General features: G+C 71.4%; 18 protein-coding genes. 1 reads left to right on the top strand and 17 read right to left on the bottom strand.

Going from position 1 to position 17050, the window contains the following annotated elements:
• Positions 1 to 75: 75 nt before the first annotated feature.
• The 11 genes from rpoZ to pyrR all read right to left on the bottom strand — a co-directional run bounded on the left by rpoZ (position 76) and on the right by pyrR (position 11642).
• On the bottom strand, positions 76 to 348 hold the full coding sequence (gene rpoZ / locus ACZ6KF_RS28605; protein WP_003988945.1) for a DNA-directed RNA polymerase subunit omega: 273 nt from the start codon (positions 346 to 348) through the stop codon (positions 76 to 78).
• Between the two features lie 53 nt (positions 349 to 401).
• A complete protein-coding gene (gene gmk, locus ACZ6KF_RS28600; protein WP_356636051.1) occupies positions 402 to 959 on the bottom strand; it encodes a guanylate kinase in 558 nt (185 codons plus the stop codon).
• Positions 960 to 1020: 61 nt separating this feature from the next.
• Complete coding sequence (locus tag ACZ6KF_RS28595) at positions 1021 to 1344, bottom strand: integration host factor (protein WP_003977346.1); 324 nt, start codon at positions 1342 to 1344, stop codon at positions 1021 to 1023.
• Between the two features lie 310 nt (positions 1345 to 1654).
• Positions 1655 to 2500 carry an orotidine-5'-phosphate decarboxylase gene (pyrF, locus tag ACZ6KF_RS28590; protein ID WP_469240974.1) on the bottom strand — a complete coding sequence of 282 codons (846 nt, stop codon included), beginning with the start codon at positions 2498 to 2500 and terminating at the stop codon, positions 1655 to 1657.
• Entirely contained in the window at positions 2497 to 3606 is a 1110-nt protein-coding gene (locus ACZ6KF_RS28585) for a quinone-dependent dihydroorotate dehydrogenase (RefSeq protein ID WP_469240972.1), read from the bottom strand. Before ACZ6KF_RS28585 ends, pyrF begins: the two co-directional genes overlap by 4 nt.
• A 71-nt stretch (positions 3607 to 3677) precedes the next feature.
• The gene (carB, locus tag ACZ6KF_RS28580; RefSeq protein WP_356636057.1) at positions 3678 to 6986 is read right to left on the bottom strand and encodes a carbamoyl-phosphate synthase large subunit; all 3309 of its coding nucleotides are present in this window, start codon (positions 6984 to 6986) and stop codon (positions 3678 to 3680) included.
• Positions 6979 to 8121 (bottom strand): glutamine-hydrolyzing carbamoyl-phosphate synthase small subunit, encoded by a 1143-nt coding sequence (gene carA, locus ACZ6KF_RS28575; RefSeq protein ID WP_356636059.1) that lies wholly within the window; start codon positions 8119 to 8121, stop codon positions 6979 to 6981. The genes carB and carA overlap by 8 nt, the downstream gene beginning before the upstream one ends.
• The gene (locus ACZ6KF_RS28570) at positions 8118 to 8687 is read right to left on the bottom strand and encodes a PH-like domain-containing protein (protein WP_356636061.1); all 570 of its coding nucleotides are present in this window, start codon (positions 8685 to 8687) and stop codon (positions 8118 to 8120) included. Before ACZ6KF_RS28570 ends, carA begins: the two co-directional genes overlap by 4 nt.
• Positions 8684 to 9970: a dihydroorotase gene (locus ACZ6KF_RS28565; RefSeq protein ID WP_356636063.1), complete on the bottom strand. Its 1287-nt coding sequence runs from the start codon at positions 9968 to 9970 to the stop codon at positions 8684 to 8686. The genes ACZ6KF_RS28570 and ACZ6KF_RS28565 overlap by 4 nt, the downstream gene beginning before the upstream one ends.
• A 6-nt stretch (positions 9971 to 9976) precedes the next feature.
• A complete protein-coding gene (locus tag ACZ6KF_RS28560; RefSeq protein ID WP_469240969.1) occupies positions 9977 to 10975 on the bottom strand; it encodes an aspartate carbamoyltransferase catalytic subunit in 999 nt (332 codons plus the stop codon).
• Between the two features lie 94 nt (positions 10976 to 11069).
• The gene (gene pyrR, locus ACZ6KF_RS28555; protein WP_356636067.1) at positions 11070 to 11642 is read right to left on the bottom strand and encodes a bifunctional pyr operon transcriptional regulator/uracil phosphoribosyltransferase PyrR; all 573 of its coding nucleotides are present in this window, start codon (positions 11640 to 11642) and stop codon (positions 11070 to 11072) included.
• Between the two features lie 277 nt (positions 11643 to 11919).
• On the opposite strand from pyrR, the gene bldD reads away from it, so the two are divergent.
• A complete protein-coding gene (gene bldD / locus ACZ6KF_RS28550) occupies positions 11920 to 12420 on the top strand; it encodes a transcriptional regulator BldD (RefSeq protein ID WP_356636069.1) in 501 nt (166 codons plus the stop codon).
• Positions 12421 to 12536: 116 nt separating this feature from the next.
• Here bldD and nusB read toward each other — a convergent pair whose 3' ends face one another.
• The 6 genes from nusB to ACZ6KF_RS28520 form a co-directional block, all read right to left on the bottom strand.
• Entirely contained in the window at positions 12537 to 12965 is a 429-nt protein-coding gene (gene nusB / locus ACZ6KF_RS28545; protein WP_356636071.1) for a transcription antitermination factor NusB, read from the bottom strand.
• A 2-nt stretch (positions 12966 to 12967) separates the two neighbouring features.
• Positions 12968 to 13534, bottom strand: coding sequence for an elongation factor P (gene efp / locus ACZ6KF_RS28540; RefSeq protein WP_043498973.1), 567 nt, complete (start codon positions 13532 to 13534; stop codon positions 12968 to 12970).
• A gap of 58 nt (positions 13535 to 13592) precedes the next feature.
• Positions 13593 to 14702 carry an aminopeptidase P family protein gene (locus ACZ6KF_RS28535; RefSeq protein WP_469160142.1) on the bottom strand — a complete coding sequence of 370 codons (1110 nt, stop codon included), beginning with the start codon at positions 14700 to 14702 and terminating at the stop codon, positions 13593 to 13595.
• A gap of 102 nt (positions 14703 to 14804) precedes the next feature.
• Positions 14805 to 15695 (bottom strand): Pro-rich N-terminal domain-containing protein, encoded by an 891-nt coding sequence (locus ACZ6KF_RS28530; RefSeq protein WP_469160143.1) that lies wholly within the window; start codon positions 15693 to 15695, stop codon positions 14805 to 14807.
• A gap of 132 nt (positions 15696 to 15827) precedes the next feature.
• Positions 15828 to 16916 (bottom strand): 3-dehydroquinate synthase, encoded by a 1089-nt coding sequence (aroB, locus tag ACZ6KF_RS28525; RefSeq protein ID WP_469160144.1) that lies wholly within the window; start codon positions 16914 to 16916, stop codon positions 15828 to 15830.
• On the bottom strand, positions 16913 to 17050 hold a 138-nt coding region (locus ACZ6KF_RS28520), incomplete at its 5' end, for a shikimate kinase (protein WP_356636083.1). The genes aroB and ACZ6KF_RS28520, both read right to left, overlap by 4 nt.

Below are 17050 nucleotides of genomic sequence, written 5' to 3'. Positions count from 1 at the left end.
CGGGTCCATCACACACCACAGGCCCGGCAGACGTACTGCCGGGCCTGTGGATAAGTCTGCTGCAAGCAGGAAATACTACTGCGCCGGGCCCTCAACGGCCTCGGAGGTCAGCAGCCCCGCGTTGATCTCGCGCAGAGCGATCGAGAGCGGCTTCTCGTGCACGTGGGTGTCGACGAGCGGACCGACGTACTCGAGGAGGCCCTCGCCGAGCTGCGAGTAGTACGCGTTGATCTGGCGGGCCCGCTTGGCCGCGTAGATCACGAGGCTGTACTTCGAGTCGGTGGCCTCGAGGAGCTCGTCGATCGGCGGGTTGATGATGCCCTCGGGCGCGGAGATGGAAGAGGACACGCTCTACCTTCCGATGGATGGGAAAAGACGGGCGGTGATCACATATGCCGTGATCACACGACATCCATCAAGGCTAGCAGCTCACGCGCCACGTCCTCGACGGAGGTGTTGACCAGGGTTTCGTCGAACTCCGGCTCGGCGGCGAGTTCGATCTTCGCCGCCGCGAGGCGCCGTTCGATCACCTCGGGCGCCTCGGTGCCCCGGCCGGTCAGCCTGCGCACCAGCTCCTCCCAGGAGGGCGGGGCCAGGAACACCAGCTGGGCCTCCGGCATCGACTCGCGCACCTGCCGGGCCCCCTGGAGGTCGATCTCCAGCAGCACGGCCTCGCCCGCCTCCAGCCGCTCCAGCACGGCCGCGCGCGGCGTGCCGTACCGGTTGCCGGCGAACTCGGCCCACTCCAGCAGCTCGCCGTTGGCGATCAGCTTGTCCATCTCCTCGTCGGTGACGAAGAAGTAGTGGACTCCGTGCTTCTCGCCGGGCCGGGGCCTGCGGGTCGTCGCGGACACCGAGAGCCAGACCTCGGGGTGTTGCTTGCGCATGTGGGCGACGACCGTGCTCTTGCCGACCCCGGAGGGTCCGGAGAGCACGGTCAGCCGCGGACGTTCACTCATGCAGCGATTATTCCAGCAATCCCGTAGTGCCCGGGACCAGTGGGGCCCCGGGGCCGGCGGGTCAGGAGCCGGTGCTGCCGAACTCGCGCTCGAGGGAGGCGATCTGGTTGGAACCGAGACCGCGCACGCGGCGGCTCTCGGAGATGCCGAGTCGCTCCATGATCTGCTTGGCGCGGACCTTGCCCACGCCGGGCAGGGACTCGAGCAGGGCGGAGACCTTCATCTTGCCGATGACGTCGTTCTCCTGGCCCTGCTTGATGACCTCGTGAAGGGAGGCGCCGGAGTGCTTGAGTCGATTCTTGACCTCGGCCCGCTCCCGGCGAGCCGCGGCGGCCTTTTCGAGCGCGGCTGCGCGCTGTTCGGGGGTAAGGGGCGGAAGAGCCACGCCTACGTCACCTCGGATGTCGAACTGTCGGATACGGACCGGTGAGGAACCTACTGCCCCACACCTGGGGAGCCATGAGCAACACGCCTGCCCGTTCTCCCCCACTGCCTTGAGGGGCGCGGGAGGTGCCCCCACTCGACGGAGACTAGCGGTCAAGTGCGCCGGAGTCAGCGAGAACAGCGGAAAAGTCCTGGTCAGCCTCTGTCAGGACTGGATATTCCAGACATACTGCCCCGGATTCGTGGATGGATCCAGCCTCGAACCCGATCCCGGCAGCCCTCCCGGCCCCCCGGTCACCCTCCGTCCGCGCTCACCGCGCGGTCACGGCCGCCCGGATCTCCTCCGCGAACCGCTCCGCCGCCGTACGCAGCGCCGTCACGTCGGGACCGTGCCGCAGCACCCCCCGGCTGACGTTGGGAACGACATTGCGCACCGCGGCGCCGAACACCCGGGGAAGGTCCGCGGGCGTGGCCCCCTGGGCGCCGATGCCGGGTGCGAGGAGCGGCCCGTTGACGTCCAGGTCGTACGACGACAGGTCGCCCAGGGTCGCCCCGACGACCGCGCCGAAGGACCCGAGGGGCCGCTCCCCGGCGTTCTCGGCGGCGAGGTGGGCGAGCATGGTCGCGCCGACGTTCCGGCCGTCCACGCGGACGGCGTGCTGGACCTCTCCGCCCTCGGGGTTGGAGGTGAGCGCCAGCACGAACAGGCCGGCGCCGTTCTCGCGGGCCAGCGCGACGGCCGGGGAGAGGGAGCCGTAGCCGAGGTACGGGGAGACGGTCAGCGCGTCCGAGAACAGCGGGGCGTCCTTGTGCAGGAAGGACTCGGCGTACGCGGCCATGGTGGAGCCGATGTCGCCGCGCTTGGCGTCCATGACGACCAGCGCGCCGGCCTCCCGCGCCTCCCGCACCGCCGTCTCCAGCACGGCCACGCCGCGCGAGCCGAACCGTTCGAAGAACGCGCTCTGCGGCTTGAGCACGGCGACCCGGTCGGCCATCGCCTCCACGACCGTGCGGCTGAACCGCTCCAGGCCCGCCACGTCGTCGTTCAGACCCCACTCGGTGAGCAGGGAGGCGTGCGGGTCGATGCCGACGCAGAGCGGGCCGCGCTCGTCCATCGCGCGGCGCAGCCGGGCGCCGAAGGCCTCGAGGGAGGTCATGTCGTCGTCTTCCTCACGTCGGCGCCGACCGCGTCGGCGAGGGTGGCGTACGGGCTCGTGCGCAGCCGCGCGGCCAGGCCCTTGTGGATCGCGCGGGCCCAGAAGGGGCCCTCGTAGACGAAGGCGCTGTAGCCCTGGACCAGGGTCGCTCCGGCGAGGATGCGCTGCCAGGCGTCCTCGGCGGTCTCGATGCCGCCGACGCCGACCAGGGTGATCCGGTCGCCCACGCGCGCGTACAGGCGGCGCAGCACCTCCAGGGAGCGTGCCTTGAGGGGGGCGCCGGACAGGCCGCCGGTCTCCCGCACCAGGGCGGGGTCGGAGGTGAGGCCGAGTCCGTCGCGGGCGATGGTGGTGTTGGTGGCGATGATGCCGTCCAGGCCGAGCTCCACCGCGAGGTCGGCGACGCCGTCGACGTCCTCGTCCGCGAGGTCCGGGGCGATCTTCACCAGCAGCGGCACCCGGCGGCCGGGCGTCGCCCGGTCGGCGGCCTCGCGCACGGCGGTCAGCAGCGGGCGCAGGTGCTCGACGGCCTGGAGGTTGCGCAGCCCCGGAGTGTTGGGCGAGGAGACGTTGACGACCAGGTAGCCGGCGTACGGGGCGAGGCGCTCGGCCGACTTCACGTAGTCGGCGACGGCCTCCGCCTCGGGGACGGCCTTCGTCTTGCCGATGTTGACGCCGACGACCGTCCGGAAGACCGGCTCGCGGGCGGCCAGCCGGGCGGCGACGACGAGCGAACCGTCGTTGTTGAAGCCCATGCGGTTGATCAGCGCCCGGTCGGGCACCAGCCGGAACAGCCTTTTCCTGGGGTTGCCCGGCTGGGGCTCCCCGGTCACGGTGCCGATCTCGACGTGGTCGAAGCCGAGCATGGCCATGCCGTCCACGGCGACGGCGTTCTTGTCGAAGCCGGCGGCGAGCCCGAAGGGGCCGTGCATCCGCAGTCCGAGGGCCTCGGTGCGCAGCTCCTTGTAGCGGGGCGCGAGCACGGCGGCGGCGAAGGTGCGCAGCACCGGCACGCGGGCGGCGAGGCGGATCCACCGGAAGGCGAGGTGGTGGGCCTTCTCTGGGTCCATGCGCCGGAAGACCAGGCGGAAGAAGAGCTCGTACATCTTTTGGTGTCCTTCGGGCCCCATGGGGCCTCATGAAGAGGGGGACACCGTTTCCGGTGTCCCCCTCGGGGCTAGCTGCGGGCCGCGGTCAGGTGTTCCGCGTGTTCCTGGAGCGACCGGACGCCCACGTCGCCGCGGTTGAGGGCGTCGATGCCCTGGACCGCCGCGGCGAGCGCTTGGACCGTGGTCAGGCACGGGACCGAGCGGGCCACGGCCGCGGTGCGGATCTCGTAGCCGTCGAGGCGGCCGCCCGTGCCGTACGGAGTGTTGACGATGAGGTCGACCTCGCCGTCGTGGATGAGCTGGACGATGGTCTTCTCGCCGTTCGGGCCCGTGCCCTCGGACTGCTTGCGCACGACGGTGGCGTTGATGCCGTTGCGGCGCAGGACCTCGGCGGTGCCGGAGGTGGCGAGCAGCTCGAAGCCGTGCGCCACCAGCTCGCGCGCAGGAAAGATCATCGACCGCTTGTCGCGGTTGGCGACGGAGATGAAGGCACGGCCCTTGGTGGGCAGCGGGCCGTACGCCCCCGCCTGCGACTTGGCGTACGCGGTGCCGAACACCGAGTCGATGCCCATGACCTCGCCGGTGGAGCGCATCTCCGGGCCGAGGACGGTGTCCACGCCGCGGCCGGAGGTGTCCCGGAAGCGGCTCCAGGGCAGCACGGCCTCCTTGACGGAGATCGGCGCGTCCAGCGGCAGCTCGCCGCCGTCGCCCGTGGCCGGCAGCAGGCCCTCCGCGCGCAGCTCGGCGATGGTGGCGCCGAGCGAGATCCGCGCGGCGGCCTTGGCGAGCGGTACCGCGGTCGCCTTGGACGTGAAGGGCACCGTGCGCGAGGCGCGCGGGTTGGCCTCCAGGACGTAGAGGATGTCGCCCGCCATGGCGAACTGGATGTTGATCAGACCGCGCACCCCGACGCCGCGCGCGATGGCCTCGGTGGAGGCGCGCAGCCGCTTGATGTCGAAGCCGCCCAGGGTGATGGGGGGCAGCGCGCACGCCGAGTCGCCGGAGTGGATGCCGGCCTCCTCGATGTGCTCCATCACGCCGCCGAGGTACAGCTCCTCGCCGTCGTAGAGGGCGTCGACGTCGATCTCGATGGCGTCGTCCAGGAAGCGGTCGACGAGCACCGGCCGGGAGGGGCTGATCTCGGTCGACTCGGCGATGTAGGTCTCCAGGCGGGCCTCGTCGTAGACGATCTCCATGCCGCGCCCGCCGAGCACGTAGGAGGGCCGGACCAGCACCGGGTAGCCGATCTCGTCGGCGATGGCCTTTGCCTCGGTGAAGGTGGTGGCCGTGCCGTGCTTGGGGGCCGGCAGCCCGGCCTCCTTGAGGACCTGCCCGAACGCGCCGCGGTCCTCGGCGGCGTGGATCGCCTCCGGGGGCGTGCCCACGATCGGCACGCCGTTGTCCTTGAGCGCCTGCGCGAGGCCCAGCGGCGTCTGGCCGCCGAGCTGTACGACGACGCCCGCGACCGGCCCGGCCTGCCGCTCGGCGTGGACGATCTCCAGGACGTCCTCCAGGGTGAGCGGCTCGAAGTACAGCCGGTCGGAGGTGTCGTAGTCGGTGGAGACGGTCTCGGGGTTGCAGTTGACCATCACGGTCTCGTACCCGGCGTCGCTCAGCGCGAAGGAGGCGTGGACGCAGGAGTAGTCGAACTCGATGCCCTGGCCGATGCGGTTGGGGCCGGAGCCCAGAATGATCACGGCGGGCTTCTCGCGCGGGGCGACCTCGGTCTCCTCGTCGTAGGAGGAGTAGAAGTACGGGGTCTTCGCGGCGAACTCGGCGGCGCAGGTGTCGACCGTCTTGTAGACCGGGCGGACGCCGAGCGCATGCCGCACCTCGCGCACGACGTCCTCGCGCAGGCCGCGGATCTCGCCGATCTGCTGGTCGGAGAAGCCGTGCCGCTTGGCCTCGGCCAGCAGCTCGGCGGTCAGCTCGGGCGCCTCGGCCAGTTCGTCGGCGATCTCCTTGAGGAGGAACAGCTGGTCCACGAACCAGGGGTCGATCTTCGTGTAGGCGAAGACCTCCTCGGGCGTGGCCCCCGCGCGGATGGCCGCCATGACGGTGTTGATCCGGCCGTCGGTCGGCCGGACCGAGGCGCGCAGCAGCTCCTCCTTGTCACCGGTCTCGCCGGTGAAGGCGAACTGGCTGCCCTTCTTCTCCAGCGAGCGCAGCGCCTTCTGGAACGCCTCGGTGAAGTTGCGGCCGATGGCCATGGCCTCGCCGACCGACTTCATGGTGGTGGTCAGCGTGGAGTCGGCCTGCGGGAACTTCTCGAAGGCGAAGCGGGGTGCCTTGACGACCACGTAGTCGAGGGTCGGCTCGAAGGAGGCCGGGGTCTCCTGCGTGATGTCGTTGGGGATCTCGTCCAGGGTGTAGCCCACGGCGAGCTTGGCGGCGATCTTGGCGATGGGGAAGCCGGTCGCCTTGGAGGCGAGCGCCGAGGAGCGGGACACGCGCGGGTTCATCTCGATGACGATGACCCGGCCGTCCTCGGGGTTCACCGCGAACTGGATGTTGCAGCCGCCGGTGTCGACGCCGACCTCGCGGATGACGGCGATGCCGATGTCGCGCAGGGTCTGGTACTCGCGGTCGGTGAGCGTCATCGCCGGGGCGACGGTGATGGAGTCGCCGGTGTGCACGCCCATGGGGTCGAAGTTCTCGATGGAGCAGACGACCACGACGTTGTCGTGCTTGTCGCGCATCAGCTCCAGCTCGTACTCCTTCCAGCCGAGGATGGACTCCTCCAGGAGGACCTCGGTGGTCGGCGAGAGGGTGAGGCCCTGACCGGCGATGCGGCGCAGCTCCTCCTCGTCGTGGGCGAAGCCGGAGCCGGCGCCGCCCATGGTGAAGGAGGGGCGGACGACGACGGGGTAGCCGCCGAGCGTCTCGACGCCGGCGAGGACGTCGTCCATGGAGTGGCAGATGACCGAGCGGGCGGACTCGCCGTGCCCGATCTTCTTGCGGACCTCCTCGACGACCTCCTTGAACCGGTCGCGGTCCTCGCCCTTGTGGATGGCCTCGACGTTGGCGCCGATCAGTTCGACGCCGTACTTCTCCAGGACGCCGTTCTCGTGCAGCGAGATGGCGGTGTTCAGGGCCGTCTGGCCGCCCAGGGTGGGCAGCAGGGCGTCGGGGCGCTCCTTGGCGATGATCTTCTCGACGAACTCGGGGGTGATCGGCTCGACGTAGGTGGCGTCGGCGATCTCCGGGTCGGTCATGATCGTCGCCGGGTTGGAGTTGACCAGGATGACGCGCAGGCCCTCGGCCTTGAGCACGCGGCACGCCTGGGTGCCGGAGTAGTCGAACTCGGCGGCCTGGCCGATGACGATCGGGCCGGAGCCGATGACCAGGACGGACTGGATATCGGTGCGCTTAGGCACGCTGGCCCTCCATCAGGGAAACGAAGCGGTCGAACAGGTAGGCGGCGTCGTGCGGGCCGGCTGCCGCTTCGGGGTGGTACTGGACGCTGAAAGCCGGCTTGTCGAGCAGTTGGAGGCCCTCCACCACGTTGTCGTTGAGGCAGACGTGGGAGACCTCGGCGCGCCCGTAGGGGGTCTCGGAGACCTGGTCGAGCGGGGCGTCGACGGCGAAGCCGTGGTTGTGCGCGGTGACCTCGACCTTGCCCGTGGTGCGGTCCTGCACGGGCTGGTTGATGCCGCGGTGGCCGTACTTCAGCTTGTAGGTGCCGAAGCCGAGCGCGCGGCCCAGGATCTGGTTGCCGAAGCAGATGCCGAACAGGGGCGTGCCGCGCTCCAGGACGCCCCGCATCACGGAGACGGGGTGGTCGGCGGTGGCGGGGTCGCCGGGGCCGTTGGAGAAGAAGACGCCGTCGGGGTTCACGGCGTAGACGTCGTCCACGGTCGCGGTGGCGGGCAGGACGTGCACCTCGATGCCGCGCTCGGCCATGCGGTGCGGGGTCATGCCCTTGATGCCGAGGTCGACGGCGGCGACGGTGAACCTCTTCTCGCCGATCGCGGGGACGACGTACGGCTCGGTGGTGGCGACCTCGGCGGAGAGGTCGGCGCCCTTCATCTCGGGCGCCTCCTGCACGCGGGCGAGCAGGGTGGCGTCGTCGCGGACGGCGTCGCCGCTGAAGATGCCGACGCGCATGGCGCCGCGCTCGCGCAGGTGCCGGGTGAGGGCGCGGGTGTCGACGCCGCTGATGCCGACGACGCCCTGGGCGGCCAGTTCCTCGTCGAGGGAGCGGCGGGAGCGCCAGTTGGAGGGCACGCGCGCGGGGTCGCGCACGACGTAGCCGGAGACCCAGATCCGCTTCGACTCGGCGTCCTCGTCGTTGACGCCGGTGTTGCCGACGTGCGGGGCGGTCATCACGACGACCTGGCGGTGGTACGAGGGGTCGGTGAGGGTCTCCTGGTAGCCGGTCATGCCGGTGGAGAACACGGCCTCGCCGAAGGTCTCCCCCACGGCCCCGTAGGCGCGGCCACGGAAGATCCGGCCGTCCTCCAGGACGAGTACGGCGGGAGCCTGGGCGGTTCCCCGGGTGGAGGTCGTCATCGTTCGGCGCCTTCCGTGTCGTTGGTCTTGGTCATGGAGTTGATCGCGGCGACCCACTCGGGGTGCTCGGCCGCCCGGTCGGAGCGGAAGCCGGAGTCGATCAGCCGGTCGCCGTGGGCCCACGTCACCACGAGCAGTCCGCCCTCGGTGAGCACCTTGCCGGCGATGCCCTTGTCGAGCCGGGCCTCGCGCAGTGCGGAGGCCGGGACGAAGAAGTCGGCCGCGCCGGGGCGTACGACGTCCAGTCCCGCGTCCGTCAGCGTGAGCTCGGCCCTGCTGCGGGTGCCCAGGCCGTGCGCCACGATGCGGTCGAGCCACTGGCCGGCGGTGGTGGAGCCGTGGTAGCGGCCGCTCATGCTCAGTTTCACCGGGCCCGTCTCTTCCGGCGCGGTGAGCAGCTCGGGCAGGTCGCTCTGGAGCGTGCCGCGCCACTTCCAGCCCTCGCGCATCAGCCAGTAGACGAGCGCGACGAAGAGGGCGAGCCCGACGACCCAGCCGATGCGGGCGGCCCAGTCGGTCACTTCCGCCGATTCCTTCTCGGCGGCCAGCAGGATTACGGATGTCATGTGAGCTCCCCGTCGACGAGCGTGGCCTTGCCCCGCAGCCAGGTGTGCGTGACACGGCCCGGCAGCTCGCGACCCTCGTAGGGGGTGTTGCGGCTGCGCGAGGCGAAGCCCGCGGGGTTCACCGGCCCACGGTATGCCGTGTCCACGAGCGTGAGGTTGGCGGGCTCACCAACCGAGACGGGACGGCCGTGTCCGGCGGCCCGGCCGATCTCGGCGGGCTTGAAGGACATCCGGTCGGCGACGCCCGCCCAGTCCAGCAGACCGGTGTCGACCATGGTCTCCTGCACCACCGACAGCGCGGTCTCCAGGCCGACCATGCCCATGGCGGCGGCGGCCCACTCGCAGTCCTTGTCCTCGTGCGGGTGCGGGGCGTGGTCGGTGGCGACGATGTCGATGGTGCCGTCGGCGAGGGCCTCGCGCAGCGCGCGCACGTCCCGCTCGGTGCGCAGCGGCGGGTTGACCTTGTAGACGGGGTTGTAGGTGCGCACCAGCTCGTCGGTGAGCAGCAGGTGGTGCGGGGTGACCTCGGCGGTGACCTGGATGCCACGGGACTTGGCCCAGCGGACGATCTCCACGGAGCCGGCGGTGGACAGGTGGCAGATGTGCACGCGGGAGCCGACGTGCTCGGCGAGCAGCACGTCCCGCGCGATGACCGACTCCTCGGCGACGGCCGGCCAGCCCCCGAGCCCCAGCTCGGCGGAGACGACGCCCTCGTTCATCTGGGCGCCCTCGGTCAGCCGCGGCTCCTGCGCGTGCTGGGCGACGACGCCGCCGAAGGCCTTCACGTACTCCAGCGCGCGGCGCATGATCACGGCGTCGTGGACGCACTTGCCGTCGTCGGAGAAGACGGTGACGCCGGCCGCGGACTCGTGCATGGCGCCCAGCTCGGCGAGCTTCTGGCCGTCCAGGCCGACGGTGACGGCGCCGATGGGCTGGACGTCGCAGTAGCCGTGTTCCCGGCCGAGCCGCCAGACCTGCTCGACGACGCCGGCGGTGTCGGCGACCGGGAAGGTGTTGGCCATGGCGAACACCGCGGTGTAACCGCCGCTCGCCGCCGCGCGCGTGCCGGTGAGGACGGTCTCGGAGTCCTCCCGGCCGGGCTCGCGCAGATGGGTGTGCAGGTCGACCAGGCCCGGCAGCAGCACCTTGCCGCCGGCCTCGACGACCTCGGCGTCCTCGGCGGGCAGTCCGGCTCCGACGGCCGCGATGGTCTCGCCGTCGATCAGGACGTCCTGCGGCTCGCCGCCGAGCACCCGCGCACCACGGATCAGGATCTTGCTCATGGTCGGTTACTTCTCCTCGGTGGAACGGGCGGGGGTGGCGGCGGGGACGTTTCTGGAGTCGAAGACCGCGCCGCCGAGCAGCAGGTAGAGGACGGCCATGCGGATGGAGACGCCGTTGGCGACCTGCTCGACGACCGTGCAGCGGTCGGAGTCGGCGACCTCGGCGGTGATCTCCATGCCGCGGACCATGGGGCCGGGGTGCATCACGACGGCGTGCTCGGGCATCCGCGCCATGCGCTCGCCGTCGAGGCCGTAGCGGCGGGAGTACTCGCGCTCGGTGGGGAAGAACGCGGCGTTCATCCGTTCGCGCTGGACGCGCAGCATCATCACCGCGTCGGACTTGGGCAGGGTGCTGTCGAGGTCGTAGGAGACCTCGCAGGGCCAGCTCTCGATGCCGACCGGCACCAGGGTCGGCGGGGCGACCAGGGTGACCTCGGCGCCGAGGGTGTGCAGGAGGTCGACGTTGGAGCGGGCGACCCGGCTGTGCAGGACGTCGCCGACGATGGTGACGCGCTTGCCGGCGAGGTCCCGGCCGAGCCCGGCGTCCCGGCCGACGAGGCGGCGGCGCATGGTGAACGCGTCGAGCAGCGCCTGGGTGGGGTGCTGGTGGGTGCCGTCGCCGGCGTTGATGACGGCCGCGTCGATCCAGCCGGAGTTCGCCAGCCGGTACGGGGCCCCGGAGGCGCCGTGCCGGATGACGACGGCGTCGACGCCCATGGCCTCCAGGGTCTGCGCGGTGTCCTTGAGGGATTCGCCCTTGGACACGCTGGAGCCCTTGGCGGAGAAGTTGATGACGTCCGCCGACAGCCGCTTCTCCGCGGCCTCGAAGGAGATCCGGGTCCGGGTGGAGTCCTCGAAGAAGAGGTTCACGACGGTGCGGCCGCGCAGGGTCGGCAGCTTCTTGATCGGCCGGTCGGCCACCCGGGACATCTCCTCGGCGGTGTCGAGGATCAGGACGGCGTCGTCGCGGGTGAGGTCGGCGGCCGAGATGAGATGACGCTGCATCTGTCAGGCTCCGTAAGGCAGTTCATTGAGGAGATTTCGGGCGTGCGAGGGCGTGCCGAACGGGCGCGCGGCGGCGCCGCGCGCGCTTCGGGTGTTACTGCCGCTCGCCCGGTGCGGCCTGCTGGACGCCGAGCAGCACGGTGTCGCGACCGTCCTCCTCGGCGAGCTGGACCTTGACCGTCTCCCGCAGCGACGTGGGGAGGTTCTTGCCGACGTAGTCGGCGCGGATGGGCAGTTCGCGGTGGCCCCGGTCGACCAGGACCGCGAGCTGCACGGCGCGCGGTCGCCCGATGTCGTTCAGGGCGTCGAGGGCGGCGCGGATGGTGCGGCCGGAGAAGAGCACGTCGTCCACGAGGACGACCAGCCTGCCGTCGATGCCGTCGCCGGGGATGTCCGTGCGGGCCAGCGCGCGCGGGGGGTGCATGCGCAGGTCGTCGCGGTACATGGTGATGTCCAGCGAACCGCAGGGCACCTTGCGCTCGGTGATCTGCTCGAGCTTGACGGCGAGCCGCTGGGCGAGGAAGACGCCGCGGGTGGGGATGCCGAGGAGCACCACGTCGTCGGCGCCCTTGGCGCGCTCGACGATCTCGTGGGCGATGCGGGTCAGTACCCGCGCGATGTCGGGCCCTTCGAGCACGGGCCTGGCATCGGACGCTTGCGTGTCCATACGAAACGGACCTCCTTCTCCGCCTCACGGGACGGACCTTAAAGGACGTCGGGATTGCGTCCTCCACGGTAGCAGGCCGCCGGGGCCGCGCTCAGGGGGCCCCAGGGCCGGTGTCCAGTCACCCGGACGGCGCAATGGGGTCCGAGGAGCGCGGAAGCGTCGGTGCGGACCATTCGGCTTGACGCGGCAGAGTAACGCTGCGTAACCTCACAGTGAGTTACCAGCCGCGCGGCTCGCAACACTGCAGGCCGCGTCGACACAGTGTCCGGGGAGCCATATGTCCAGCGAATACGCCAAACAGCTCGGGGCCAAGCTCCGGGCCATCCGCACCCAGCAGGGCCTTTCCCTCCACGGTGTCGAGGAGAAGTCCCAGGGACGCTGGAAGGCCGTCGTGGTCGGTTCGTACGAGCGCGGCGACCGCGCCGTGACCGTGCAGCGACTCGCCGAGCTGGCGGATTTCTACGGCGTTCCCGTGCAGGAGCTCCTCCCGGGCACCACCCCCGGCGGCGCGGCCGAGCCCCCGCCGAAGCTGGTCCTGGACCTGGAGCGGCTGGCCACGGTGCCGGCCGAGAAAGCGGGCCCGCTCCAGCGCTACGCCGCGACGATCCAGTCCCAGCGCGGTGACTACAACGGCAAGGTCCTCTCGATCCGCCAGGACGACCTGCGCACACTCGCCGTCATCTACGACCAGTCCCCCTCGGTCCTCACCGAGCAGCTGATCAGCTGGGGCGTGCTGGACGCGGACGCGCGCCGCGCGGTGACCCACGAGGACAGCTGACCGCGACACGGGCAGCCCGCAGAAACGTACCGCCGGGGTGGTCCGGACCTACTCGGTCCGGACCACCCCGGCGGTTTCCTGTGCGTCGTCGCTCGGGCCGGGGCCCTGCGGCGGGACTAGTCCCGCCGCAGGGACGGCTTGAGTTCCTTGAGCCGTCCGAGCAGGCCGTTGACGAACGCCGGCGACTCGTCCGTGGAGAACTCCTTGGCCAGCTGCACCATCTCGTCCAGCACGACGGCGTCCGGCGTCTCGTCGACCCAGATCAGCTCGTAGGCGCCGAGGCGGAGGATGTTGCGGTCCACGACCGGCATCCGGTCGAGCGTCCACCCGACCGAGTACTGGCCGAGCAGCTCGTCGATGCGGCCCGCGTGCTGCGCGTACCCCTCGACCAGCTGCATCGTGTACTCGCTCACCGGCGGCTGCCGGGTGTCGGTCCGGGAGTGCCGGATCCAGTCCGCGAGGACCGTGAGGACGTCGGCTCCGCGCTGGTCGCCCTCGAAGAGGATCTGGAAGGCGCGCTTGCGGGCCGTGTTGCGGGCAGCCACGGTTAGCTGTTCACCCGGCCGAGGTAGTCGCTCGTACGGGTGTCGACCTTGATCTTCTCGCCGGTGGTGATGAAGAGCGGGACCTGGATCTGGTGGCCGGTCTCCAGGGTGGCGGGCTTGGTGCCGCCGGTGGAGCGGTCGCCCTGGACGCCGGGCTCGGTCTCCTGGACGGTCAGTTCGACGGCGGCCGGCAGCTCGACGAAGAGCACCTCGCCCTCGTGCTGGGCGACGGTGGCGGTGAAGCCCTCGATCAGGAAGTTGGCGGCGTCGCCGACGGCCTTGCGGTCGACCATGAGCTGGTCGTAGGTCTCCATGTCCATGAAGACGAAGTACTCGCCGTCCATGTAGGAGAACTGCATGTCGCGCTTGTCGACGGTGGCCGTCTCGACCTTGACGCCGGCGTTGAAGGTCTTGTCGACGACCTTGCCGGAAAGCACGTTCTTGAGCTTGGTGCGCACGAATGCCGGGCCCTTGCCGGGCTTGACGTGCTGGAACTCGACGACGGACCAGAGCTGGCCGCCTTCGAGCTTGAGCACCATGCCGTTCTTGAGGTCGTTCGTGGAAGCCACGGTTGCGGAATCTCCTGGACTGACGTGGACGACCCCGGGGCAGGCGCCCAGCGCGAGGCTAGAGCGCGAGCAGCTCCTTGGTCGTGATGGTGAGTAGCTCGGGTCCGCCGTCCGCCTCGGGGCGCACGACGAGCGTGTCATCGATCCGGACACCGCCCCGGCCCGGGAGGTGGACCCCCGGTTCGACGGTGACCGGCACGCAAGCGTCCAGTTTACCCATGGCTGTGGGGGCGATCCGAGGGTCCTCGTGGATTTCGAGTCCGACGCCGTGTCCGGTCAGCTCCGGCAGCCCTTCTCCGTAACCCGCCGAGGCCAGTACCTGGCGTGCGGCGCGGTCGACGTCGCGGTGGGCGGCGCCCGGCGCCAGCGACTCGCGTCCGGCGCGCTGGGCGGCGAAGACCAGGTCGTACAGCTCGATCTGCCAGTCGGCGGGGCTGGTGCCGATGACGAAGGTGCGGCCGATCTCGCAGCGGTAGCCCCGGTAGGCGGCGCCGAGGCAGACGGTGAGGAAGTCGCCCTCCTCCACCCGCCGGTCGGTGGGCCGGTGGCCGCGCCGGCCGGAGTGCGGGCCCGTCGCGACGGAGGTGGGGAAGGCACGGCCGTCGGCGCCGTGGTCGACCAGCCGCCGTTCGAGTTCGAGGGCGAGGTGGCGTTCGGTGCGCCCGACGAGGATGGACTCCAGCAGTTCGCCGAGGGCCTGGTCGGCGATCTCCGCGCCGATGCGCAGACAGGAGATCTCCTCCTCGTCCTTGACCACCCTCAGCTGCTCGACCGCGCCGCCGAGGTCGGCCAGCCGCAGCGCGGGCGCGACGGAGCCGATGGCCCGGTGTCTGGCCACGGTGAGGTGGTGCTCCTCGACCGCGAGGGAGTCGGCGCCCTGCTCCGCGGCGAGGCCGGCGGCCGCGACGGCCGGGTCGCCGCCGGGGCCGGGCAGGGTGTGCACCCGCAGGTTCTCGTCTGGGCGTCCCTGCGGCGGCGTACGGTCGTCGGGCGGGCCGGCGACCACCAGCAGGTCCTCGCGCCTGCCCAGCAGCAGCGCGGCGCCGTGCGGCGCGGCGCCCGCGAGGTAGCGCACGTTGGCGGGTCGGGAGACCAGCGCCGCCGCGCTGCCTCCCGCGTTGCACCGCTCACGTAGCCGCGTCCGGCGGGCCGCGTACACCTCTGACATGTGCCGAGCGTAAGAGCTCGGCCGGGGCCGCGCCGGTCGGGAGGGGCCGAGTGGAGCAGCGGCCGGACGCCGGGCGGCGGACCGGCCGGGGTCAGCGTGCTCCTACCACTGCGGCGGGCTGGCGATCGACCGGGCCAGCACCTCGTCCAGGACCCGGGCCGTGCCCTCGACGTCGAGCTGGGAGTTGTCGATGATCGGCAGCCCGGAGCCGTACCAGCCGGCCATGCGGCCGTGTATCCGGGCGACCTCCTCGTCGCTGAGGCGACGGTTGCCGCTGCGCTCGGCGTTGCGCTCCAGCACGATGTCGAGGCCCGGCAGCAGGACGACGGGGAGCAGGCCCGGTCCGACGTGCCGCTTCCAGCCGCCGAGGCCGACGACCGGGCGGTCGGGGAAGACGGCGTCGTCGAGGATGCAGGAGATGCCGTTGGCGAGGAAGTTGCGGGCGGCGAAGCCGCAGGTGCGGCGGGCGAGGCGGTATTGGGCCTCGGAGTTCTCGTTCCACCCGGACTGCGGGTCGGCGAAGCCGGAGCGCACCCATTCGCGGACGTCGTCCAGGCTGATGTGGGCCGTGGGCACCCGGCGGTGGTCGGCCCAGTACTTGGCGACGCTGGTCTTGCCGGCGCCCGCCGGGCCTATCAGGAGCACCGCGAGGGTCGTGGTCGCCGGGTCGGGGGCGGCCACGGCGGGCGGGGCGCTCGGCACGCCGACGGGGCCGCCGGGCGGCAGCGGTACGTGGCCGGTGGCGTCCTGCGGGACCGGGGCCGCGACGGTGTGCCCCGGCGCGGGCGGGACCGGCGGGACGGGTCCGGTGGGCGGTGGTACGGCGAAGCCGGGCGGGGAGGGCGGAGGCGGCACGGCGCCGGGGTGCGGGGGCCCGGGCGGCGCCCCCGGCTGCCGGTGGTCCGGGTGATGTGCGGCCGGCGACCAGCCGGCGTCCGGTCCGTGCCCCGGCTGATGGGGCGGCGGCAGCGGAGACCCCACTGCGTGCTGCATCCGGTGCCACTCCGTCTCGTACAGGCGATTGGCGCTGGCAGCGGGGCGCCTGCCCCGCTTCCTACCGAACGGTACCGTCCCCGGCCGCCGTTTGGTGAACGGCGGCCGGGGAGTCGGCCTTGGCGGCGCGGGCTACTGGCCGACCTCGCCGTAGGCGGCGAGAAGTACGGCCGGGTCGGGGCCCTCCAGGATGGTGGGCTTGGCGAGGCCGTCCAGGACGACGAAGCGCAGCAGGTCGCCGCGGGACTTCTTGTCGACCTTCATGTTCTGGAGCAGCTTGGGCCACTGGTCGTAGCGGTAGTGCAGCGGCAGGCCGACCGCCTCCAGGATGGTGCGGTGCCGGTCGGCGGTCGCGTCGTCCAGCCGGCCCGCGAGGCGGCCGAGTTCGGCGGCGAAGTGCATGCCCACGGCGACGGCGGCGCCGTGCCGCCACTTGTAGCGCTCGTTTTTCTCGATGGCGTGCCCGAGGGTGTGGCCGTAGTTGAGGATCTCCCGCAGTCCGGCCTCCTTGAGGTCGCTGGAGACCACGTCGGCCTTGACCCGGATCGACCGCTCGATCAGCTCGGCGGTGTGCGGGCCGGACGGGGTGCGGGCGGCCTCGGGGTCGCTCTCGATGAGTTCGAGGATGACCGGGTCGGCGATGAATCCGGCCTTGATGATCTCCGCGAGTCCGGAGACGTAGTCGTTGACCGGGAGGGAGTCGAGCGCCGCGAGGTCGCACAGCACGCCCGCGGGCGGGTGGAAGGCTCCGACGAGGTTCTTGCCCTCGGCGGTGTTGATGCCGGTCTTGCCGCCGACGGCCGCGTCGACCATGGCGAGCACGGTCGTCGGTACGGCGATCCAGCGCACCCCGCGCAGCCAGGTCGCGGCGACGAACCCGGCGAGGTCCGTGGTGGCGCCGCCGCCGACGCCGACGATGACGTCGGTGCGGGTGAAGCCGGACTGCCCGAGCGCCTTCCAGCAGTAGGCGGCGACCTCGGCGGTCTTGGCCTCCTCGGCGTTGGGCACCTGGATGGCGACGGCCTCGAAGCCCTGATCGGCCAGGTCGGTGCGGAGCGCCTCGCCGGTCTCCGCGAGCGCCTCGGGGTGGATGACGGCGACCCGCTGGGCCTTCTCGCCGATCAGCCCGGCGAGTTCCCCGAGCAGCCGGTGGCCCACCAGGACGTCGTAGGGGTCGGAGCCCGCCGTGCCGCCGACCCGGATCCGCGTCGTCTCGCTCATGCTTCCTTCAACTCCAGGGCGTTGAGCACTTCTCGGACAACCTCTTCGGGGGTGCGGCCGTCGGTGGATACGACCGCGCTGGCCACTTCCTCGTACAGGTGGCGCCGGGCCTCCATCAACTCCCTCCACTGCTT

The organism is Streptomyces sp. NPDC046379 (assembly GCF_055587785.1).
This window is presented reverse-complemented; position numbering and strand designations above follow the sequence as displayed.